We start from the raw sequence: 21,799 nt of genomic DNA on the forward strand, positions 1-21,799 counted from the left end.
TGGGCAGTCGACTACAACCGCACGCCTGCCCATTCATTTCGTTTCGCTATAGCTCAATGCCGGGGTCGAAATCCGGCAGACGCTCCCCTACGCCGAGGAGCTCGGCAATAGCGGCAACGGCACGCTCTGCGGCCTTGCCGTCGCCATATGGGTTAACAGCATTGGCCATTGAGGTGTACGCGGCGTCATCATCGAGCAGAAGCTTGGCTTCCGCCACAATGAGACTACGGTTGGTGCCCACAAGCTTCACAGTGCCGGCAACAACAGCTTCAGGGCGCTCAGTGTTCTGGCGCATGACTAAGACCGGCTTACCCAGAGCCGGCGCTTCTTCCTGGACTCCACCGGAATCAGTGAGGATGATGGTTGCACGGTCAAGCAGCTTGGTGAACTGGTCATACGGAAGCGGATCCGTGATGAGAACATTGGGCAAAGACTCGACTTCCGGCAGCACAGCTTCACGGACCTTCGGGTTTAGGTGCAGCGGCAGAACAAAGTTGATGTCCGAATAACTCTCTGCAAGGTCCTTGACCGCGCCGCCGATTTCCTTCATCGCTTCAAGGTTCTCGCGGCGGTGGGTGGTGACCACAACCAGACGCTTGTCGGATTCAGCCACCGCCTGTAGGGCAGGATCCTCAAACGCAGTATCCCAGCTAGCGGCTTCCAGCAGAGCATCGATGACGGTATTACCAGTGACTGCGATGTCCTTGGAGCGCACGTTCTCGCGGCGCAGGTTTTCCATCGAGCCTGCCGTCGGAGCAAGGTGTAGCTCGGCTACTTGACCAATGAGCTTACGGTTGGCTTCCTCCGGGAACGGAGAGTGAATGTCACCGGTGCGCAGACCTGCTTCAAGGTGAACGATCTTCACACCGCGGTGGAAACCAGCAAGAGCTGCAGTCATTGCAGTCGAAGTATCACCCTGGGAAATAATGACATCCGGCTGCTCCGCATCGATGATCTCGTCGAGCCCCATGAGTGCACGAGAGACAATCTCATTGAGTCCTTGGCCGGGCTTCATGAGGTGGAGGTCCAGTTTGGGTTCAATTCCAAACATGGTGTTGACCTGTTCCAGCATTTCCTTGTGCTGGCCAGTGGAGACGGCTACGGATTCAAAACGCTCGTCCTTCTCCAGCGCCTTGATGACCGGTGCCACCTTGATGGCCTCAGGGCGAGTTCCGTACACGGTCATAATCTTTGGCTTAGACATAGACATCCTTCGTTTTTACCGGGAGAGAATTCCCATAAGAGTCTACAGCGCTTATGCTTCGCGCACATGGCTCGGTGGTTTCGAAAAGATGATCTCTAGTCCTCGCTCACGGTGACTTCGCGCGGCTCTTCAAGCCCGGCAGTACGGGGCTCAGCTGCCGCCACACTGGCGGTGAGCAGCGCTGACATCGCTACGGCTGCCGATGCCGCATACGTATGCTTAGAAGTCTTCACAGGTATTAAGTTAACTGAAGCGAATGCATTATGGGAAGAGTTCACGTCATATCTATTCCTTATCACTATTCCCCGTCACCGCTAGCTCCACTGCCCGGCCGCCGCCTGCCCAAGACTGCTGAGGCAGGTAGGCTGTTCATGAGAATTGCACGTTTCCCGTACGTCGTACGCAAACGCTGGCTGTCAAGCCGGCTGAAGAAGGGGATGACTAGTTTCCAATGATCCAATTTGTTGTGGGTGCTGCCGCCGGATACGTCTTTGGAACCAAGGCTGGGCGCAAGCGCTACCACCAAATTAAGGGCGCTTATGAAAAGGCTGTGAACTCCCCCGCCACCAAGGCCGCAGTGCGCTCCGCGCGCAAGGCTGTGGCCAACCGCTTGGACCCAGAACCGCGAATGCGAGAGCTTAAGGATTACAACAAGGGGCGCCGCGGCAAGCGCGGCGCCGCGGATGGAGTGCAGCCGGATCGGATTTACGAGCCGGACGAAGATTAGCGCACGCCGCGGAAGGCGCGGTCATTGAGCTCGCGGCGGGCCTGCTCGAGGGCGACGAGGTCGGCGAAGAGTGAGTTATAGGACTCTTCGTCGTCGGAGGGGCGCATGCGGCCTAGCTGGGCTTTGAGCTGTGCTACTTGATCGCCCACGCGTGCCTCTTGGAGTCGGGAGAGTACGGAATCGGCGTAGGCCTCAAGATCGGTATCGGGGTTGCCGGTCTCCCCCAGCTTGATGGGCTCCACGGCGAGCTCAGAGACGAAGTTGCGGGCCATGAGGTCCGGCATTTCGCCAGCTACGGCGGCCAGCCACTCCACGCCGGGTTGCTCAGCACCGGCGGTCACGCCACCGAGGGTAGAGATAGCGCGGCGGATAGTGCGATAGGCCTCGTTGGAGTAGGCGTCGTCGGTGATTCCGTCGAAGTAGCTGCCGGCGATCTGCGGGTACTGCAGGGCCAGCTTGAGGGCCTCACGTTGCGGCCACAGGTGTGGCTCACGTGGGCCGGGGATGTGCATGACGGGGGCGTTGGTTTGCGCGGGCGCAGAGGAGGTCTCCTCCAGGGAGGCAAAGCGCGGGCGCTGTTCCTTCTTCGGCTTGCGGGCCTCTTGGCGTACTTGGTGGAGTACTTCTTCCGGGTCCGGCCAGCCCACCCAGCCGGCCAGGCGGCGGGCGTACTCGCGCTGCAAAGGGGCGTCGCGAATCTGCGCCACCACAGGCACCGCGCGGCGCAGGGCCTGGAGGCGACCTTCGGCCGAGTCAATGCTGAAGTCCGAGATGACAGAGCGAATGACGAACTCAAACATGGGGATGCGGTCCGCCACGAGGTCGCGCACGGCGGTGTCGCCGCGCTCTAAGCGCAGATCACAGGGATCCATGCCATCCGGAGCCACGGAAACGAAGGACTGCCCTGTGAACTTCTGCTCGCCTTCAAAGGCGCGCATGGCGGCTTTCTGGCCGGCCTCGTCACCGTCAAAGGTGTAGATGAGCTCGCCGTGGAAGTAGGAATCATCCAACATGAGGCGGCGCAGGACTTGCAGGTGGTCCGCACCAAAGGCGGTGCCACAGGAAGCCACGGCAGTTTTCACGCCCGCGGCATACATGGCCATAACGTCCGTATAGCCCTCCACCACCACGGCCTGGTGTTGCTCCGCGATGTTGCGCTTGGCCAAATCCAGGCCGAAGAGCACCTTGGACTTGTGATAAAGCATGGTTTCGGGCGTGTTCATGTACTTGCCCAGCTTGTCATCGTCGAAAAGCTTGCGCGCGCCGAAGCCGATGACGTTGCCGGAGAGGTCCTTGATGGGCCACAGCAGACGCCGGTGGAAGCGGTCAATGGGGCCGCGCTTGCCCATCTTGGAAATGCCGGCGGCTTCGAGCTCCTCAAAGGAAAAGCCCATGCGCAGCAGGTGCTTGGTGGCGGTATCCCAGCCCTCCGGGGCATAGCCGCATTCAAACTCGTAGATGATTTCCTTGGAGAAGCCGCGGTCCAAGAGGAACTCGCGTCCGGCGGCGGCCTGCGGGGTTTCTAGCTGCTGGCGGTAGAACTCGTGCGCAGCCTTGTTCGCGGCGATAAGGCGGCGGCGGGTGCCGGGCTTTTCATCGCGGGCACCGGTGGAGCCGCCTTGGTAATTGATGTGGTAGCCAATTTTCTGGGCCACGGCCTCAACGGCCTCCGGGAAGGAAACCTGCTCCATCTCCATGAGGAAGCTGAAGACATCCCCGCCCTTACCAGTGGAGAAGCAGTGATAATAGCCGCGCTGCGGGCGCACGTGGAAAGACGGGGTCTTCTCATCCTTGAAAGGGCTCAAGCCCTTCAATGAGTCATAACCAGCGGGTTTGAGCTGAACGTACTCGCCCACGATTTCATCAATAGGCGCGCGTTCACGGATAGCTTGGATGTCGCTGTCCGGAATTCTGCCTCGTGCCATGCGTACAGACTACCCCGCCCAGAGGACACACAGGTACCCACTGCTGGGTGGATCCTTATTGCTTGTTCCCACATCCGTAATGACCCCGCGGTGGGGATTGGGAAAAGGCCTGCTCCGGATTTCTGTTTCAGGCCTTATAGCTGCAATGATGGGGCCATGTCCCAATCCTCCCCCTCCAAAAAATCGCTGCCGGCCCTCATCGGTGGCGCGGTTCTGGTCCTCGTCGCGGGCTACTTCGGCATTGACCTTGGTAGCTCAAGCGATGGTGCGGACCAGAAGGCAGCGCCGTCTTCCGCTGCGGCGGGTGCATCCTCTGCAGCTGGTGGGGCTAAGGGGGACGTCGCAAAGCAGGGCGGGTCAGACCTGCCCACCTGCGCCATGGACTCCCTGCCGCAGGAGGCACACGAGACCGCCGAGGACATCCTGGCCGGCGGGCCCTATGACTACCCGGATAATGACAACGTTCGTTTCGGAAACTATGAGGGCGTGCTGCCGCAGCAGACGAAGAACTACTACCGCGAATACACCGTGGAAACGCCGGGGATTGGGCACCGCGGGGCCAAGCGTATTGTTACCGGCGGTGGCAGTGAGACCGACCCGGATGTCTGGTACTACACCGATGACCACTACGAAAGCTTCTGCAGCATCCCGGACGCGGAGGACTAAGGCATGCAACGCATTCTCATCACTGAACCCATCCGCACGCGCGAGGACCTCTATGGCGCGCTCGGCCGCCTGCGCGGCTGCACCTCCGGCGCCCCGCGCAACCTCGACGCACTGGCGGACTTCCTGCGCGAGCAACACATCGTGGCGATTATCGCCGCGGACTTCGACATGGTTGAAGAAGACCTGGCCCCCATCAGCATGGTGCTGGAGGACCAGGGTGTCGCGCTCGTGCGCTAGTGAGGTTGTGGGCCGGCGGGTGCTGGCCCGGCGCGTGGTGCCCCGGCGGGCGGTGGCCCAGCCGGGACCTTAGGCCTTAGAGGCCGAGGGCGCGCTTGATGGTGTCGCGGACCTCAGGTGCGAGGTAGTTCAGCAGGCCGGCGATGATGGCGGTGGCGCCTGCCGCGCCGAAGAGGGCGCCGAGGATGGCGGGGAGGACGCTGCCGTTACCCCGGCTCGAGCTGCTGGAGCTGTCGCTGTCGCTGTCGCTCGAGCCGTTGTCGGTGTTGTCGCCTTGGCTGCCGGCGGTGACTTCCACGACGCGGGAGGCCAGGGCCTGGTTGCCGGCGGAGTCGGTGACGGTGTAGGTGACGGAGTACACGCCCGGTTTGGCGGTGTCGATGTTTCCAACGACCTTCACCTTGTCGGTGAGGTCACCGTCCTTATCGTCCTTGGCGCTGACACCTTCGAGAAGGTTGGCCTTTTCACCCTTGGTGATGGTGAGCTTGTCGCTGGGGACGGTGAGCTCAGGTGCTTTGTTATCCTTCTCCTGCTGCTTCGGCGCGGTGAAGACGCCGAACTGGCGCACGATGCCGGGCTTGGTGTCCTCCTTGGAGGAGGCGTCGGCGGAGGTGGCGTACCAACCGTAGGCCTGGCCGGCCTTGACGTCCTTGTAGGTCACGCTGGCGGGCCAGCCGGACTTGGCGGTGTCTTTGCCAATCTCCTTGCCGGTATCGGTCAGGGCGAGCATGGAGTTCGTCGCAAAGCTGGTCTTGCGGGTCTGGAACTGAATCGGCACACGGAACTCGTCCTCGTGGCCGTTGTAGCGCTGGCGGTCGTCGTACTCGGTGGCGTTGTGGTCGTCGAGAAGCGGCGAATACGTATCCACGATCATCTCTGAATTCTGCAGATCGAATTGCAAGAGGCGCAGGTAGCTGGAGCCAAAGCGCAAGCCAGTGTCACCGTCATAGTCGCCGATCTCCGTCAGACCCAGCTCATCGGAGCCGACCTCGTAGAACTGGTAGTCCGCGAGAAGCTCCACCACGTGGTTGTTGGTGTGGCCGACGTCCTTGCGGCTGACGATGGACACGCCATGCTCGTGACCGGCCAGGACCAGGGCCACGTTGGGGTTCTTCTGGATGACGTTCTCGTAGACCATCACGCCATCGTGGGAGAAGTCCGAGCCGCGGCCATCCGGGCTCGCCGAAGGCTTGAGGTAGGCGTGCGTCAGCAGGATGGCGTTGCGGTCGGAGTACTGCTTGAGCACCTTATCCGCCCAGGCCGCTTCCTCCTCAGTGACGTCATAGCCCAGGTGCAGGGCGATGAAGTCCATGCCGTTGGTGGAGAACAGGTCATAGTGGTTGTCGTTATCGCCCTCAGCATAGGGGTGGTAGGAGGCGTCCTGCTCAGCCCACTTGCCCTTGCCCTGCTGAGCCTCGTAGCGCTCCGGGCCGAAGTACTCGTTGTAGAGGTTGCCGGCGCCGACGTCCGCTCCGCTTTGGTTGTCGTGGTTGCCGGGCAGCACGCCGTTGACTACGCCGGCGTCCTCCAGAATCTTCTGGGCGTTGGAGGCTACCTCGAATTCCTTCTTGGCATTGGGGCGGTCATTGTCCTTGCCAATCCAGTTCTCAATGATGTCACCGGTGTGGGCGGAGTAGGCGATCTTGCGCTCGTCGGCGTTATCGGCAATCCACTGGGTTGCAGCGGTGTAGCTTTCTTCCCACTTCTTGCGCTCCTCGGCGGTGGCCTTTTCTACCGCGCCTTCGGAGAGGTACTGGGTATCGGTGTGGTGGGCGATGGAAAAGTCATAGTCGCTGGTATCGGCGAACTGCTCGTTGACGGGCTCGTTGAGGTCATCGGCAAAGACGTCGTAGCCCACCAGCATGGTGTGGATTGTGTCACCGTCGACGAAATCTTGGTTGACTTCCGCGCTGAGGCTTACTTGAGCGTCGGCTGCGCCGCGGGTTTCTGCCAACTTCTCCCAGCTATTGGTTGTGGTGTTCCAGGCCATGAGGCGCACCGAGCGCTTGGGGTCCACGGTGCCGGACCAGGCGATGTCGTGGGTCTTCTTCTCAGCGTCCTTGAGCTTCAGGTTAAAGCGCTGGAAGGGCATGTGCTCCGTGGAGCTGGTCTCCTGAGCATCCTCGTTGTCCGGGTTGAGGGCCTTGTCGAAGTCCTCGCCGTCTTCGTACTTAAAGTCCAGGCTCTCCGGGATATCCGTGAAGGTGCCTTGGAAGCCCTTCTCTGCTACAGCCACATCGGCTTCAGTGAAGGTGGTCTCCACGTCCCCACCGCTCGGGTTATCGGCGCGAGCGGAGATCGTGATGCCCTCGCCGCTCTGCGTGGAGTCGGTGCCGGCGGCACCCGGGAGGTTGCCGGAGGTGAAATCGATGATTTGGGAGATGGGGTTGCCAAAGACATCGCGGCCCTCGGCCTGGATGGAGTGGTTTCCTTCCTTGAGGCCAGCTCCGATTTCTTGCCCCAGCTCGATGTCCTCGCCGTCCAGGGTGTAGGTGAGCTCGCGGGAGATGAGGGCGGCGTCGTTGAACTGGACGTCGAAAGTCACCGGGCCCGTCAGGTGCTGACCCGCGCTCGGGGTGGAGCCGGTGATCTCCGCCTTCTTATCGGTGCTCAGGTTGGAATCCTCGTAGAGGGCGGAAATCTCATATTCGCCCAGCGGATCGGAGAAGATGCGGGCCTCGCTGACCACGGCATCGGAGTAGAACTGAGCGGCGTTATCCCGGCCGGAATCCGCGCCGATCATCACGGCGGTGGAATTGGACTTGGGCTTGGTCACCTCGCCGTTGATCTCGGTGTTCTCAGCCACCTTGGCGCCGTTGACGTAGAGCTCGCTCTTGTTTCCGTCATAGACGCCGACCGCGTGGTACCACTGGCCCGGCTCCACCTGCTGCTGGGCCTTCTTGTAGCCATCGCTGCCGTTGACGGTGAAGGTGAGCTGGTCGCCGTAGATGACCATGGCCCAGCCGCCGGCTTCCTTGTTGGCACAGAGGCTCTTTTCGTTGCCGTCGAAGTCCCCGTCGTAGCGGAAGACGCACTCGACGGTGAAGCCGTCCTTGATCTGGTCAAACTTATCCCCGATGTCGAAGCCGACGGCATCCTTGCGGCCATCGAAGTGAGCCACGGGGCGCTCAAGCACGCTGTCTTGCTCTACAGTGGGCTCGCCGATCTTCAGCGGCTCGGCATCGGAGGCGGAGTTGCTGATGACACCGTTCTCAAAGGAGAGATCCAGGATGTCTGCCTGGGGCAGGTCCTGGGCGGAGGCGAGTGCGGGAGAGACGAGGCTGGAGCCAACGAGGCTGATAGAGGCAATGAGCGCGGCTTTATGCAGCTTTTTCTGAGACATAAAAATTCCTTGACAGTTAACGCAAATGAAGAGACTTCCGCTGCGGGCAGGCTTCAAAGGGGGCCTGGCGGCAGGCGGACCTGCCTGAGGTTAGGTGGCCGGTTTTAAGAAGAGTTGTCAGCTATGTAACACCCAAGTGAACGGTGTTCAACTATCGGGTGACAGGCGTCTCTTGGGATGCTGTGCCGTTGTGTGGGGCACGGCGCTGCTGGGCTTGGTGCTGGTCTGCTGCTGACTGGTTGCCGGCTAGCTGAGGAAGCCGAAGAGATCGGCGCTGCGCTGCGCTAGGCGCTCCAGGCGTGATTCGGTCATGGAGGCGATCTGGTCGATGATGGCGCGGTCCCGCTCCAGGTCGGTGTCGGCCTGCTTCCACCACAGGGCGAAGGTGGCGTCTAGCGAGCCCGGCGCGCCGGCCACCAGGTAGTCGTAGACGCGGTAGATGCGCTCGCGCTGGCGGTCCTGGCGGGCCAGGTGGGCGGGCTCATCCATGACGTAGAGCACGGCGATGGTCTTGAGCAGGGTTACCTCCGCCACCGCACCCGGTGGGACGGCGAGGTCGCCGTGCATGCGGCCAAGCGGGCCGGCGTTAGCTGCGAGCGTGGCGGAGACGGTAGCACCCACGTAGCGGCCGACGAGCTCGGAGGTCATCTTCTTCAAGTTGGCATAAGAGCGCAGGGAGTAATCAAAGTTGCCGATGGCATTGATGACATCCAGCTGGCGCAGGCGGTCGGCGGCCTCAAGGAGCTCGTCGGCGGTACCGCCGAAGGCCTTGGCGCCCTTGTCCGCGAGGTTGGCCAGCTCCACCAGGTCCCAGAGCACGCTCAAAGAGATGCGGCGGGAGATGATGCCGTCTTCGACGTCGTGGACGGAATAGGCGATGTCATCCGACCAGTCCATGACCTGCGCCTCCATGGACTTGCGCTGATCGGCGTGGCCCTGGCGCAGCCATTCCAAGACGTCGATGTCTTCGTCATAGGCTCCGTATTTGCGGTTGGTGGTGCCATCCGGGTTGGTCTTGGTCCAGGGGTATTTGCAGGCGGCGTCGAGTGAGGCGCGGGTGAGGTTGAGGCCATAGCTGCGCGGGCCCGCCGGGGTATCCAGCACTACCTTGGGCTCCAGCTTGGTCAGGATGCGCAGGGTCTGGGCGTTGCCCTCGAAGCCGCCGAGGGCCACCTCGTTGAGGGCATTCTCGCCGTTGTGGCCGTAGGGCGGGTGGCCAATGTCATGCGTCAGACCCGCCATGTCGCACAGGTCCGGGTCCAGCCCTAAGCCCGCACCGATGCTGCGGGCAATCTGGCTGACCTCCAGGGAGTGTGTCAGCCGAGTGCGCGGGGTATCGCCATCGCGCGGGCCCACCACTTGGGTCTTATCCGCCAGGCGGCGCAGGGCCGCGGAATGCAGGACGCGGGCGCGGTCCCGGGAGAAGGCGCCGCGGTGCTCCTCGCTTTTGAGCAGGGCCGAGCCTTTGGGTGACTCGGAGGCAAGGCGGGCGACGTCTTCTGCACGATAGGAATAGCTCACAGTGTTCCAGCTTAGGCGGAGTCCTGGCCATCCTGGGGCTGCCTCGCGCCAATGACGCGGTGGCGCAGGGCCTGGTTGGGGCGGATGAGGCGCTCGATGCGGTAGAAGGCCGCGCGCACGCCTTCGGTGCGCTCCTCCCCCAGCAAGGTGCGCAAGCCCAGGTAGGCCAAGCCACCGCTCTCGTGGGCCAGGTAGCGCCACCAGGGGATGGAAAAGCGCGGGGAAGGATAATAGGGCGTGCCCAGCACCGTGGCCGCAATCCCCTCTTGGCGGGCGATGAGGAAGGTGCGCAGGCGGTGGAGCGGATCGGTGATGATGACGGCCTCTCTCACACCCAGCTTGTCGCGGGCAGCAACCAGCTCGCTGCGGGTGTCCAGGCCTTCTTCCAGGGCGGTGACGGTGAGGGGTTCGTCGTCAAGCAAGCGCTTGGCTACCCCGGCTTCGGTGAACCTATCGCCGGGCAGCTTCCCACCGACTGTGATGATGGGCAGGTCGTGCGCGGCGGCGTACTCGGCGGCGAAGCGCACACGGCCGGACAGGATGCGGGAGGGGCGCCCGTCGTATTGCGCAGCGCCGAGGACAATAACGTACTTCACTGTCTGACCACTCTAGCGATGAATGGGAAGGTATCGTGGTGCGCATGACTACTGCTGCTCGTTTTGGTCGCGCCGCCCTTGCTGCTCTTGTGTTGGGGTTGGCCACTGCTAGCCCCGCTATGGCTGCGGATTTCGTTCTTGCCGCGCCGGAGGCGGCCTCGCTCACGGATAAGGTAACGGATGAGGCGGGGGTGCTCTCGGATTCGGAAAAGGCCGAGTTGGAAGACAAGATTAGCACACTGCAGCAGGAGCACCACGTGGTCATTTTCGTGGTCTTTGCCTCCTCGCTGCCGGAGGGCGCGGAGAGCTATGCGGACAGCATTGTGAAGTCTAAGGGGCCGAACTCCGCAGCCTATGTGGTGGGCGTGGATGATTCCACCATAGGCGTGCAAACGGGTAATGAGTGGCCGCGCGGGCGTCTAGACGTGATGTATGAGGCGGCTTATGCCAAGCTTGCCGACGGTCACCAGTACGGCCCCTCCGCGCTCGCGCTTGTCGACGCTGCCGCGACCGGTTCTTCGGGGTCCTCTTCTTCCGGCTCGGCTGGTTCCTCCGATTCTGATGGCTCTGGTGGCCTGTGGTTGGCGGGCGGCGCGGGTGCGCTGGCTCTTGCCGGTGGTGGCGCCGTGGTGGCGAGCCGGCGCAAGACCAAGAAGGACTCGGCGGCCACGCTGGAGTCGGCGCGCCAGATTGAGCCGAGTAATACCGCACAGCTGGACCGCTTGGATGTGGACACCTTGGAGAAGCTGGCACAGGAAGAGCTGGTCTCCACGGATGAATCGATCCGCCGCGGCAAGGAGGAGCTGGATATTGCGGTGGCCGAGTTCGGCCCCGAGCGCACCCGCCCGTTCACGCGCGCAATGAACCACTCCACGCTGACGTTGCAGAAGGCTTTCCAGTTGCAGCAGAAGCTGCAGGACAACCTTCCGGAATCGACGGCGGAGCGCCGCCAGATGCTGGTGGAGATTATCTCCTCCTGCGGGCAGGCCGATGATGCGCTGGATGAGCAGGCTGCCGACTTTGCCACGATGCGTGATTTGCTCATCAACGCCGGCTCCAAGCTCGATGAATTGACTCAGCGCACGGTGGACTTGCGCGGGCGCCTGCCGCAGGCCCGCACGACGCTGTCCACTCTCAGCGGCTCTTATTCCGAGGAAGTACTGTCCTCCATTGCGGATAACCCGGAGATGGCGGAGGTCTCGCTCAATGAGGCCGAGAAACTGCTTTCGCGCGGCCGGGAATTGCAGTCCCAGCCGGCCGGGCAGCAGGGTCCTTTGGTGGGCTATATCCGCGATGCCGAGCACGCCTTGGAGGTCTCGGACCGGCTGCTTAATGCAGTGGAGAATGCAGAGAACTCGATTACGGCGGCGCGCGATAACCTGCCTGCGCTCATCGATGAGGTTGAGGAAGAAATCGCTGAAGCACAGCACCTCGAGCAGCGCGGCAAGGCCCAGGGCTCCCCTGCTGATTGGTCCGCGCTGGAATCACTGCTTGCGGAGGCCCGGGAGGCGCTGAGTACGGCTCGCCAGCATGGCCAGGCAGACCCGCTGGGACAGTACACAGCGCTGACGGCTATCGATAGCAAGCTAGATGAGCAGCTCGATACTGTCCGCGAGACCAATGCCACCCGCGAGCGCCAAATTGCGCTCTACCGCCAGCAGATTGCTGCGGCCGAGTCCGCCATTCAGGCGGCTGAGGACTTGCTTTCCTCGCGTGGTCGCGTGGTGGGCCCCGATGCGCGCGTGGCGCTCGCCGATGCCACCCGTCTCTTCGCCCAAGCCCAGAACTCCGCGTCAAAGGACCTACGCGCGGCGCTCAACTATTCCCGCGATGCGGCTTCTGCCGCGCAGACGTCGCTCAACCGCGCGAAGCAAGACCTGGAGGCTTATCGCCGCCAGGAGCAGCGCCGCCAGGCCACTGATGCCGCGGGCAACATTCTGACTGGCATGGTTATCGGCCAGATTCTCGGCGGAGGCTCCAGCGGCCACCGCGGTGGTGGCTTCGATGGCGGTTTCGGCGGAGGCTTCTCCGGTGGCGGTGGTTTCGGCGGCGGTGGCTTCTCGGGCGGCGGCGGTGGAGGCGGCTTCCGCGGCGGCTCCTTCTAGCCGCCCCTACTTCCCCTTTCCGCGCCTAGGCCTCGAAGCCCGCGGCCCACACCCGGCATCTCATAACCGGGGCGGCCCCATAAGGCATCTCGCAAAAGGCGCCTTGCAAAAGGCATCTTCTAGAAGGCGTTTTCACAGCTAGAAACGCCTTTTGCGCCCTCCATAAGGCGTTTTCAGCCCCAAAGACGCCTTTTGACAGACGCCATTTGTCAGATGCCTTCTGTCGGATGCCGTCCGCGAGATGCCTTCGGCCGGTTTTCCTGTGCACGCATCCGGCGATTGGACCGCGTCTCGGTAGCCGGCCAATCAGTTCCTCGGACACGGGGTGGTGCACATACACGGTAGGCGTAGACCGGTCATGCACATGGTTCTCGTCAAAAGGCTTCTCTCAAAAGGTTGCAGTCAAACGGTTTACCTGGGGGCAAGTAAACCTTTTACACCGAGCTAGATGGTTCGTTTGGGGGCAAACAAACCTTATGACTGCAACCATCTGACGCGAGCCCTCTACCGGCATACCAAGCCGAGCGAGGATGCTCGAAGAGCTCTTCGCTGAGGACAAAGTCCACTGCCCGCATAGCGGTTCTGGTTATACCGCGGAAGGTGGGTTAGGCGCGAAGGGGTCGGGTGGGGCCGTCGAGAAGCAGGCAACAGTAGCTGGTGAAGACGACGTCGGTGAGGGGGAGCTCGCCCACCGCGACTTCGAGGCCGCGGCCCCGCGGGGTGGTGCGGGCGACCTCGGTGGTGGCGCCCGAAGAGGCAGCGTCCGAAAGCGCAAGGATACGGCGCTGCCGGCGGAAGGGGTTCGTGCGCTCAAGCAAGTACTCGCGGCCCTGACAGAGCGCGCGCAGCTTGTTCACCGTGAAGCTGGCCTGCTCCGCGGAAAAGTCGGCCCCGCGCACGGTAAAGCGCCGCGCGCCCGGGGTGTGCTTGAAGGCGATGGTGGTGCCCGTTTGAGGCAGCAGCAGGCCCGTCGGAGTCACGCGGGCGATGACTTCGCCCGCGCCATCCACCAGCGCCTCATCGCGCCACACCCAGCGCTGCATCAGAGAAGCACCGCAACAATGGCGACGATGGTCATGAGCAGCAGCGTCGCGATGATCGGAATCGCGGTTTTCTGCGTCCGGGCCTCCAAGATGACGCGCGTAAACCAGCTCAGGGCAGCAATCTCCGAATGACTGAGGTCATCGGAATCATCGCTGTCCTCGCCTTCGAACTCGAGGATGGCCTTGCGCACGCCAGAGTTCTTGGAGGAAAATTGCGCGATTTTAAGGCCGTCGTGGTCTTCAACAATCCAGTCGCCACCAGCCTCGTTGATGAAGGCAAAGGTGCGCCCGTCCAGCGAGGCCTCCAAACGCTTATCGCGCTTGGGGTTGCCCGCCAGGCGGTAGACGCGGTCATCCTCCAAGGTCACTGACGCGCCCAAGTCATCGAGGCCTAAGCGCCAGTGCTCGCCTTCCACATCCGCCGAGCGTTCCTGGAACATGCCCAACGACGCCGGCCCCTCCCCCACGAGGAGGACCGGGTTCTGGCGGTCACTGCGGTCCCAGCTGGTGTAGTGCATTAGCAGCCAACCAGGCGGGCGGCCAGGTAAGCCTCAAGCTCGTCGAGCTTGACGCGCTCCTGCTCCATGGAGTCACGCTCACGCACGGTGACCGCGTTGTCCTCGAGGGTGTCGAAGTCATAGGTCACGCAGAAAGGCGTGCCGATCTCATCCTGGCGGCGGTAGCGGCGGCCGATGGCACCAGAGACATCGAACTCCACGTTCCAGTTGGCGCGCAGCTTGTTGGCCAGCTCGCGGGCCGGGGTGGACAGCTCTTCCTTCTTGGACAGCGGCAGCACGGCCACCTTGACCGGAGCCAGACGGCGGTCCAGGCGCAGCACCACGCGCTTATCGGTACCGCCCTTGGCGTTCGGGGCCTCCTCTTCGTCGTAGGCATCGATGAGGAAGGCCATCATGGCGCGGCCCAGGCCGGCAGCCGGCTCGATGACGTACGGGGTCCAGCGCTCGCCAGCCTCCTGGTCGAAGTAGGACAGGTCCTCGCCCGAGCCCTTAGTGTGCACGGAGAGGTCGTAGTCCGTACGGTTGGCCACGCCTTCCAGCTCGCCCCACTTGGAGCCCTTGAAGTTGTAGGCGTATTCCACGTCCACGGTGCGCTTGGAGTAGTGGGAAAGCTTCTCCTGCGGGTGCTCGTAGAGGCGCAGGTTCTCCTTCTTGATACCGAGGTCGATGTACCAGTTGAAGCGGTCATCGATCCAGTACTGGTGCCACTCTTCGTCCTCGCCCGGTTTGACGAAGAACTCCATCTCCATCTGCTCGAACTCGCGGGTGCGGAAAATGAAATTACCCGGGGTGATCTCGTTACGGAAGGACTTACCGATGTTGGCGATACCGAACGGCGGCTTCATGCGCGCCGAGGTCATCACGTTCTTAAAGTTCACGAAGATGCCCTGCGCGGTCTCCGGGCGCAGGTAGTGCAGACCCTGCTCATCATCGACCGGACCTAGGAAGGTCTTGAGCAGACCGGAGAAAGCCTTCGGCTCGGTCCAGTCACCCGGCTGGCCGGTCTCCGGATCATTAATATCCGCAAGGCCATTTGCCGGCTCATGGCCGTGCTTTTCCTCATAAGCCTCAATCAGGTGGTCGGCGCGGTAGCGCTTACCGGTGTGCTTGGACTCCACCAGCGGGTCGGTGAAGACCTCAACGTGGCCGGAGGACACCCACACCTGGCGCGGCTGGATCACAGATGTATCGACACCCACGACATCATCGCGGGACTGCACCATGTGGCGCCACCACTGGCGCTTGATGTTCTCTTTGAGCTCGACGCCAAGCGGGCCATAGTCCCACGCAGAGCGGGAACCGCCATAAATTTCACCTGCCTGGTAGACCAAGCCGCGGCGCTTACACAGGCTGACGACGGTATCAATGACGGATGCCATAGCTAATGGGACTCCTCTGGTAGGGGACAGTCTTTATACAGTGCGGCCTAGTCTAGCGTGCCCCTTAGCACCGCGTGCCTTCACCCCAGAAGTGTGGTGCATTTTATACACATTTCCGCATTCTTCAGCTATAGTGCCGATAGTTCTCTTTTTAACTCTCCACCGATAGAAATGACTGAAGGTGAACGGCGTGACCAACACCCAGACTGACACCCCTCCCCTCGATCTGGCGGCGGCTGCCTCCGTCATTAGCGCTTTGGATTCACCGTTGCGCATCGACATCATCCAGCGCCTGGCCGAGCGCGATCACTACGTCCACGAACTGGTCTCCGCGACCGGCAAATCGCAGCCACTTATTAGTCAGCACCTGCGGGTTTTGAAACGCGCGAACATCGTCGACAGCGAGCGCACCGGCCGCGAAGTCCGTTACTCTTTGGTGGCCCCTAAGGTGCTGCCTTTGCTTCGCGACGCCTCACTGGCCACCTCTTAATGGAAGTGTGTTGATAAACTAAGCCACATGGCCATCCACGACAGTATTCCCAAACTCGGCGCTCGCAATACCCGCCAGCGCACCGCCGTCGTTGAGGTCCTGCGCAGTCTCGATAAGTTCGTCTCTGCCAAGGACATTCACCAGGCGCTTCTCGACGGTAACCAGAAAGTCGGCCTCACCACCGTCTATCGCACGCTCCAGTCACTCTCGGAGATTGACGCTGTTGATGCGCTCCACATGCCCTCCGGCGAGACCCTCTACCGCCATTGCGAGAGCGATGCGCACCACCACCACTTGGTGTGCACCAAATGCGGCCGCACCGAAGAAATCGATGGCGGCCCGATTGAAGAGTGGGCCTCCTCGGTAGCCAAGGAGCACGACTTCGAGCTCACCGGGCACGATGCCGAAATCTTCGGCATCTGCGCCGAGTGCCGCGCGGCGTCTTAGACACGCCACTTTTCCTGCCACATCGAGGATATCTTCATCCCCCTGACAGCACTACACAGCTCGCGCGCTACTTGACGCCGCCGAAGCGGCGGTCGCGCCGCGCGTACTCCTCCACCGCGGCGAACAAGTCTTCCGGAGTGAAATCCGGGAAGAGCTTGTCCTGGTAAATCATCTCTGCGTAAGCCGACTGCCACAGCAGGAAGTTGGAGGTGCGCTTCTCACCGGAGGGGCGCAAGAACAAATCCACGTCTGGCATATCGGGGTCATACATCACCGAGCTGACCGTCTTCTCATTGATGGAGCGCGGGTCCAGCTCGCCGCGGGAGACTTGCTCGGCGAGTTTCCGGATGCCGTCGACAAGCTCAGCCCGCCCACCGTAATTCACGCACATCACCAAGGTCATCTTGGTGTTGTCCTTAGTCAGCTCCTCGGCGGCCTCGAGCTCCTTGATAACAGAGCGCCATAGGCGCGGGCGGCGGCCGGCCCACACCACGCGCACTCCCCTCTCGTTGAGCCAGTGTCGCTGGCGGCGCAGCACGTCGCGGTTAAAGCCCATGAGGAAGCGGACTTCCTCCGCGCTGCGGCGCCAATTCTCGGTGGAGAAGGCATAGGCGGAAAGGTAAGGAACACCGAGGGAGAGGCAGGCATCGACGACGTCGAGAAGCACTGCTTCCCCGCGACGGTGACCTTCGGTGCGCTTCATGCCGCGCTCCTCTGCCCAGCGGCCGTTGCCGTCCATGACCAGCGCGATGTGGCGCGGCAGGAACTCCTGCGGGATAGCGGGCGGATGAAGAACTCGGTTCGGGTCAGGCGTAATCACGGGTTACAGTCTACTGTTCCATGATCCCCAACGCGCCAACGCTTCGCTCAAGATGCCATTGCAGGTGCGCGCGGGTGAGGCGATGGGCCTCTTGGGCTTGGGCGTTCGTTGGTTGACTGGGGTGGTCATGGGCGATGAGCCACATGTGGTGCAGGGTTTCTGGGTCTACCTCGGCGGCGCCTGGTGGGCGGCATTGGTGGCAGGCGGCCCCGCCCACGGCTGGGTGGAAGGCGTGGTGCGGGCCGGGTCTTTGGCACTGGGCGCAATCGAAAAGGCTGGGAGCCCAGCCGGCGTGGGACATGGCTTTGAGAAGGAAGGCATCGAGAAGCATGAGCGGATCGCCGTGCTGAAGCTTGTCGAGGACATCGACGCAGGCCTCATAGAGGTAGGGATCGCCGGGGGCATCAGCGGCGGCGAGGAGCTCGGCGGATTCGAGGGCAGCACACGCAGCGGTATAGCGCTCGTAGTCCTCGATGATGCGCGCGCCGAAGTAATCCACGGTATCGGCCTGGGAAATGGTGTAGAGGTTACGCCCTGGGTAGAGCTGAACGTCGAGGTTAACGAAGAGCTGCAGGCGCGAGCCGAAGCGCGACTTGGCGCGGCGCACTCCCTTGGCCACCCCGCGCACGAGGCCGTGGTGGCGGGTCAAGAGCACGATGATGCGGTCCGCCTCGCCGAAATCATAGGAGCGGATGACAAGGGCGCGGTCGCGGAAGTTTTCGCGCATGTGGAAGTTCTCCGGCTTTAGAAGCCCAGGCGGCCCAGCGCCTTCGGGTCCGACTGCCAATTCTTGAGCACCTTAATACGCAGGTCAAGGTAGACGTTTTGGCCAAGGAGCTGAATGATTTCCTTGCGGGCGGTACCCACGATGCGGCGGAAGCGGCGGCCGTCCTTGCCTTCGATGATGCGCTTCTGGCCGGGGCGCTCCAGGTAGAGGATGGCGTGGACGTTGAGGACGTCCGGGCGCTCCTGGCTAGGCAGAATCTCATCGACCTCGACGGCAACCGAGTGCGGCAGCTCGTATTTCAGGCCGGAGAGCGCAGACTCGCGGATCAGCTCGGCGATGCGCTTGGACTGGTCTTCGTCGGTGACGTGGTCATCGGGGTAAAACTTGGGGCCTTCGGGCAGGTGGTCCACGATGACCTGGGTCAGCTCATCCAGCTGCACGCGCTCGGTGGCGGAAACGGGGATGACCACGGCATCGGGGTTCTCTTCCGCGAGCAGCTCGTGCAGGGCGAGCAGCTGGGCGCCGACTTGGTCCTTGGACGCTTTATCTAGCTTGGTGACGATGCCGATGATGGGGGTCTTCGGCGCGACCTTGCGGACGTTCTCCAAGATCCAACGATCACCGGGGCCAATCTTTTCGTCCGCGGGGATGGTCAGGCCGATGACGTCAACGTCTGCATACGTGTCTTTGACTACCTCGTTGAGGCGCTCGCCGAGCAGAGTGCGCGGGCGGTGCAGGCCAGGTGTGTCGACGAGGACGATCTGCGCATCCTCGCGGTGCACCAGGCCGCGGATGGGGTGGCGGGTGGTCTCGGGCTGGTCCGCCGTGATGGCGATCTTCTGCCCCACCAGCGCGTTGGTCAGGGTGGACTTGCCGGTATTGGGGCGGCCGACGAAAGACACGAAGCCGGAGCGGAAGCCCTCGGGCGTGTCGGTGTACTGCGAGTAGTCGGCGGGGTTGGCTTCGCCCTCGGCTGGTAGGTCGGCGAAGGCGGCATCGAAATCAGTGCTCATATTGCCTCATATCATAACGCACGCACCGGTGGTTCCTTCGCGCTGCGCAGATGGTTCCAGTCAGACGGTTCTAGTCATAAGGTTTCCTTGCCCCCAAACGAACCATCTAGCGACCTGCAGAAGGTTTGTTTGCCCCCAAGAGAACCTTCTGACCCGAACCATGTGAGTAGAACCTTATGGCTGGAAACCACATCGTTGAAGGTGGGCCACGAAAGCAGCGGTGCGCGAGGGTGAGAGTTGATGGCGCGAGCGTATCCGCCGCATGGCGACTGCGAAAAAGCTTGCGCCACATGGCATCTTCCAGGAGGCATCTGTTAAAAGGCGTTTTCACGCCTAAAAACGCCTTTTGCGGCGTCCAGATGGCGTTTTTACTACCAGAGACGCCTTTTGGGAGATGCCGTTTGCCGGGCACCTTTTGCGGGACCACAGCGAAGGCTGACGGCAGGGCCACGTAAGGCCGAGACTCAGACTGGTGCGCGAGACCGCCAAGCCTCAAGCTGCAAAGGCGCGCGGGCAGCGGTCACGGATTGGCGGCTAGAGCTCCTCCACCCGGAATTGCAGCTGCGGGTGAGCAAAGGCGTCCTGGGACTCGATGAGCAAAAGCTCCTGCGAATCCGCCTCGTAGGTGTTCTGCAGCAAGTCGAAGACCGAGGAAGCCGTGCGCTTGAGCGCTTCCTTCGCATCGTGGGTTTCCACGTAGTGACCAGTAAAGAGCGAGGCCGTGACGTCACCCGAACCGTTGCGCTTGAACGGCAGCTTGGGGGTGCTCACCAGGAAGGCGCGCTCGCCATCAACGGCGAGCATCTCAATCTCGTCCTCGCTGGTCTCTGGGCGCTGCACCGAGGTCACCAGCACAGTCTTCGGACCAATCTCCTGCGCGCGCTTCACCGCGGCAAGCGTTTGCTCCAAGGTGCCCACCTCGGAGTCAGTCAGGTAGCCCAACTCGAACTGATTCGGGGTGATGATGTCCGCGACCGGAACGACCTTATCGCGCAGCAGCGGCGGGATTTCATCGGAGACAAAGCAACCGGACTTAGCGTTGCCCATCACCGGGTCGCAGGCGTAGAGGGCCTTCGGGTTCACAGCCTTGATGCGGTTTACCGCGTCCACGATGGCACCGGCAATATCCGGCCCACCCTGGTAGCCGGACAAGATCGCATCAATGCGCGGGAAAGCACCGCGCTTCTCGATGCCGTCCACAATCGCCGTGACCTCTTCCGCCGGGATCATCGGCCCGCCCCAATCGCCATAACCGGTGTGGTTGGAGAAGTTCACCGTGTGAATCGGCCACACCTCATGGCCAGCGCGCTGAAGGGGAAAGACTGCTGCGGAGTTGCCCACGTGGCCGAAGGTGACGTGGGACTGGATGGAGAGGATGTTCATAATCCTCTATTGTGCTACGTCCCACCACACACCTCAACGATTGGCCTTATTTAGCAAACACGCTGTCTTAGCGCGGCCGTGTCAGGCGCGGCACCAAGCCCGCGCCGGGCCACTTTAGATGCCGCCGCCGGGTACTTCCTTGTCCAGCTCGGCGCGCTCGGCGGCATCCGGGAAGGCCTTCGGGCCAGAAGGCTTAGGTTGGTAGCTCACGCCGCGTGCTGCCAAGTCCTCGTACCAGTCCGCCAGCAGCTCATTCTGCAGGCCGAACATTTCCTTCTCTTCCGCCGCAGTCGTGTGGTCATAGCCCAGCAGGTGCAGGCAACCATGCACGGTGAGCAGAGCCAGCTCGTGCCCCAGGGAGTGGCCGGCCGCGGTGGCTTGGCGCTGCGCAAACTCCGGGCAGAGTACGATATCACCCAGCATGGCCGGTCCGGCCTCCGCTGCGTCGGGGCGCCCGCCTGTAGCACCCGGGGTGAGCTCATCCATGGGGAAGCTCATCACGTCGGTCGGGCCTTCCAGGTCCATCCAGCGCACGTGCAGCTCCGCGATGGTGTCCAGGTCCACCGCGGTAATGGTGCACTCGGCATCCGGATTCACGTCGAGGCGGCCGAGGGCGTAGGAGCAGACGTCGATCAGCATCTCCTCGTTGACGCCGTCATAGCCGGACTCGTTGATAAACTCGATGCTCATTTCTTCTCCTCCTGCTCAGCAAAATTGTCGTAGGCCTCCACGATGCGCCCGACCAGCTGGTGGCGCACCACATCAGCAGAGCCCAGCTCCGCGAAGTGGATATCCGGCACGCCCTTCAGGATGCGGCGCACCAGGCGCAGACCGGAGACCTGGCCACCCGGCAAGTCCACCTGGGAGATATCACCGGTCACCACGATGGTGGAGCCAAAGCCCAAACGCGTCAGGAACATTTTCATCTGCGCCGGCGTGGTGTTTTGGGCCTCGTCGAGGATGACGAAGGCATCGTTGAGCGTGCGGCCACGCATATAGGCCAAGGGGGCGACCTCAATGATGCCGGCTTCCATGAGCTTCGGAATCATCTCCGGGTCGATCATGTCCCGCAAAGCGTCGTAGAGCGGGCGCAGGTAGGGGTCGATCTTGTCATTGAGGGTGCCAGGCAAGAATCCCAGCTTCTCCCCTGCTTCCACGGCCGGGCGGGTCAAGATGACGCGGCTGACCTGCTTGGCGCGCAGGGCCTGGACGGCCTTGGCCACCGCCAGGTAGGTCTTACCGGTACCGGCCGGACCAATGCCAAAGACAATCGTGTTCTCGTCAATGGCCTGCACATAGCGCGACTGCCCCACCGTCTTCGGGCGCACGGCCTTGCCGCGACGCGAGACGATATCGGCCGCGAGCGTCTCAGACACGGAGGCTGGAGCATCCACTGTGACAAGGTCCAGGGTGTGCTTCACGGTATCCGTGCTCACCGGATGGCCGCGGCGTGCAATCGCCTCGAGCTCCTCTAAAACCTTGCGTGCGCGGGCCACCTCATAATCCGGGCCGGCAGCCGTAACTGTGGTCCCGCGGGCAAAGAGGTCCACGCCCACGAGGTTGCCCAAAACGCGCAGGTTATCGTCCGCCGGCCCCAGCACGGTGGCGAGGTAGGCGGAATCGAGATCAAACTTGGTGGTGATAATAGGCACGCC

General features: G+C 62.4%; 21 protein-coding genes. 6 read left to right on the forward strand and 15 right to left on the reverse strand.

Annotated features, from left to right (window positions below; translation table 11 throughout):
- Positions 1-46: 46 nt before the first annotated feature.
- Together wecB and HMPREF3147_RS12860 are read right to left on the reverse strand one after the other, a co-directional pair.
- Positions 47-1,204 carry a non-hydrolyzing UDP-N-acetylglucosamine 2-epimerase gene (gene wecB, locus HMPREF3147_RS08270; protein WP_070446666.1) on the reverse strand — a complete coding sequence of 386 codons (1,158 nt, stop codon included), beginning with the start codon at positions 1,202-1,204 and terminating at the stop codon, positions 47-49.
- Positions 1,205-1,299: 95 nt separating this feature from the next.
- Positions 1,300-1,437 (reverse strand): hypothetical protein, encoded by a 138-nt coding sequence (locus HMPREF3147_RS12860; RefSeq protein WP_168160907.1) that lies wholly within the window; start codon positions 1,435-1,437, stop codon positions 1,300-1,302.
- 218 nt (positions 1,438-1,655) lie between these two features.
- Here HMPREF3147_RS12860 and HMPREF3147_RS08275 point away from each other — a divergent pair, with 218 nt between their 5' ends.
- Entirely contained in the window at positions 1,656-1,931 is a 276-nt protein-coding gene (locus HMPREF3147_RS08275; RefSeq protein WP_070446667.1) for a hypothetical protein, read from the forward strand.
- On the opposite strand, the gene dnaG is transcribed toward HMPREF3147_RS08275, so the two are convergent.
- Positions 1,928-3,856: a DNA primase gene (gene dnaG, locus HMPREF3147_RS08280; protein ID WP_070446668.1), complete on the reverse strand. Its 1,929-nt coding sequence runs from the start codon at positions 3,854-3,856 to the stop codon at positions 1,928-1,930. The two genes, HMPREF3147_RS08275 and dnaG, sit on opposite strands and share 4 nt — an antisense overlap.
- Positions 3,857-4,012: 156 nt before the next feature.
- On the opposite strand from dnaG, the gene HMPREF3147_RS08285 reads away from it, so the two are divergent.
- Both HMPREF3147_RS08285 and HMPREF3147_RS08290 read left to right on the forward strand, forming a co-directional pair.
- On the forward strand, positions 4,013-4,522 hold the full coding sequence (locus HMPREF3147_RS08285) for a guanyl-specific ribonuclease (protein ID WP_070446669.1): 510 nt from the start codon (positions 4,013-4,015) through the stop codon (positions 4,520-4,522).
- Positions 4,523-4,525: 3 nt separating this feature from the next.
- Entirely contained in the window at positions 4,526-4,759 is a 234-nt protein-coding gene (locus HMPREF3147_RS08290) for a barstar family protein (RefSeq protein WP_070446670.1), read from the forward strand.
- Positions 4,760-4,835: 76 nt separating this feature from the next.
- On the opposite strand, the gene HMPREF3147_RS08295 is transcribed toward HMPREF3147_RS08290, so the two are convergent.
- The 3 genes from HMPREF3147_RS08295 to HMPREF3147_RS08305 all read right to left on the reverse strand — a co-directional run bounded on the left by HMPREF3147_RS08295 (position 4,836) and on the right by HMPREF3147_RS08305 (position 10,219).
- Positions 4,836-8,102: an immunoglobulin-like domain-containing protein gene (locus HMPREF3147_RS08295; protein ID WP_070446671.1), complete on the reverse strand. Its 3,267-nt coding sequence runs from the start codon at positions 8,100-8,102 to the stop codon at positions 4,836-4,838.
- 246 nt (positions 8,103-8,348) lie between these two features.
- Complete coding sequence (locus HMPREF3147_RS08300) at positions 8,349-9,623, reverse strand: deoxyguanosinetriphosphate triphosphohydrolase (protein ID WP_070446672.1); 1,275 nt, start codon at positions 9,621-9,623, stop codon at positions 8,349-8,351.
- 11 nt (positions 9,624-9,634) lie between these two features.
- Entirely contained in the window at positions 9,635-10,219 is a 585-nt protein-coding gene (locus HMPREF3147_RS08305; RefSeq protein ID WP_070446673.1) for a YdcF family protein, read from the reverse strand.
- Positions 10,220-10,263: 44 nt separating this feature from the next.
- Between HMPREF3147_RS08305 and HMPREF3147_RS08310 the strand changes: the two genes are divergently transcribed.
- On the forward strand, positions 10,264-12,324 hold the full coding sequence (locus tag HMPREF3147_RS08310) for a TPM domain-containing protein (protein ID WP_070446674.1): 2,061 nt from the start codon (positions 10,264-10,266) through the stop codon (positions 12,322-12,324).
- Between the two features lie 605 nt (positions 12,325-12,929).
- On the opposite strand, the gene HMPREF3147_RS08315 is transcribed toward HMPREF3147_RS08310, so the two are convergent.
- Genes HMPREF3147_RS08315 through HMPREF3147_RS08325 form a run of 3 tightly spaced genes read right to left on the reverse strand, consistent with a single transcriptional unit; the run spans position 12,930 to position 15,264 of the window.
- Entirely contained in the window at positions 12,930-13,367 is a 438-nt protein-coding gene (locus HMPREF3147_RS08315) for a hypothetical protein (protein WP_070446675.1), read from the reverse strand.
- Positions 13,367-13,885, reverse strand: a complete 519-nt coding sequence (locus tag HMPREF3147_RS08320; protein ID WP_070446676.1) for a hypothetical protein — start codon at positions 13,883-13,885, stop codon at positions 13,367-13,369. The genes HMPREF3147_RS08315 and HMPREF3147_RS08320 overlap by 1 nt, the downstream gene beginning before the upstream one ends.
- Positions 13,885-15,264 (reverse strand): glycine--tRNA ligase, encoded by a 1,380-nt coding sequence (locus tag HMPREF3147_RS08325; RefSeq protein ID WP_010190757.1) that lies wholly within the window; start codon positions 15,262-15,264, stop codon positions 13,885-13,887. Before HMPREF3147_RS08325 ends, HMPREF3147_RS08320 begins: the two co-directional genes overlap by 1 nt.
- A gap of 190 nt (positions 15,265-15,454) precedes the next feature.
- Between HMPREF3147_RS08325 and HMPREF3147_RS08330 the strand changes: the two genes are divergently transcribed.
- Together HMPREF3147_RS08330 and HMPREF3147_RS08335 are read left to right on the forward strand one after the other, a co-directional pair.
- Complete coding sequence (locus HMPREF3147_RS08330; protein ID WP_070446677.1) at positions 15,455-15,754, forward strand: ArsR/SmtB family transcription factor; 300 nt, start codon at positions 15,455-15,457, stop codon at positions 15,752-15,754.
- Between the two features lie 27 nt (positions 15,755-15,781).
- Positions 15,782-16,201, forward strand: coding sequence for a Fur family transcriptional regulator (locus tag HMPREF3147_RS08335; protein ID WP_070446678.1), 420 nt, complete (start codon positions 15,782-15,784; stop codon positions 16,199-16,201).
- A 67-nt stretch (positions 16,202-16,268) separates the two neighbouring features.
- Here HMPREF3147_RS08335 and HMPREF3147_RS08340 read toward each other — a convergent pair whose 3' ends face one another.
- The 6 genes from HMPREF3147_RS08340 to HMPREF3147_RS08365 form a co-directional block, all read right to left on the reverse strand.
- Positions 16,269-17,021 carry an isoprenyl transferase gene (locus HMPREF3147_RS08340; RefSeq protein ID WP_070446679.1) on the reverse strand — a complete coding sequence of 251 codons (753 nt, stop codon included), beginning with the start codon at positions 17,019-17,021 and terminating at the stop codon, positions 16,269-16,271.
- A 10-nt stretch (positions 17,022-17,031) separates the two neighbouring features.
- The gene (gene recO / locus HMPREF3147_RS08345; protein ID WP_070446680.1) at positions 17,032-17,748 is read right to left on the reverse strand and encodes a DNA repair protein RecO; all 717 of its coding nucleotides are present in this window, start codon (positions 17,746-17,748) and stop codon (positions 17,032-17,034) included.
- 17 nt (positions 17,749-17,765) lie between these two features.
- Positions 17,766-18,761: a GTPase Era gene (gene era / locus HMPREF3147_RS08350; RefSeq protein ID WP_049157277.1), complete on the reverse strand. Its 996-nt coding sequence runs from the start codon at positions 18,759-18,761 to the stop codon at positions 17,766-17,768.
- A gap of 534 nt (positions 18,762-19,295) precedes the next feature.
- Positions 19,296-20,144: a pyridoxal kinase PdxY gene (gene pdxY, locus HMPREF3147_RS08355; protein WP_070446681.1), complete on the reverse strand. Its 849-nt coding sequence runs from the start codon at positions 20,142-20,144 to the stop codon at positions 19,296-19,298.
- Positions 20,145-20,258: 114 nt separating this feature from the next.
- Positions 20,259-20,834 carry an rRNA maturation RNase YbeY gene (gene ybeY / locus HMPREF3147_RS08360; RefSeq protein WP_070446682.1) on the reverse strand — a complete coding sequence of 192 codons (576 nt, stop codon included), beginning with the start codon at positions 20,832-20,834 and terminating at the stop codon, positions 20,259-20,261.
- Positions 20,831-21,796 carry a PhoH family protein gene (locus HMPREF3147_RS08365; RefSeq protein ID WP_070446683.1) on the reverse strand — a complete coding sequence of 322 codons (966 nt, stop codon included), beginning with the start codon at positions 21,794-21,796 and terminating at the stop codon, positions 20,831-20,833. Before HMPREF3147_RS08365 ends, ybeY begins: the two co-directional genes overlap by 4 nt.
- Between the last annotated feature and the right edge of the window lie 3 nt (positions 21,797-21,799).

Origin of the sequence: Corynebacterium sp. HMSC05D03 (assembly GCF_001807205.1) — a bacterium.
In the GTDB taxonomy this organism is placed as follows: domain Bacteria; phylum Actinomycetota; class Actinomycetes; order Mycobacteriales; family Mycobacteriaceae; genus Corynebacterium; species Corynebacterium aurimucosum.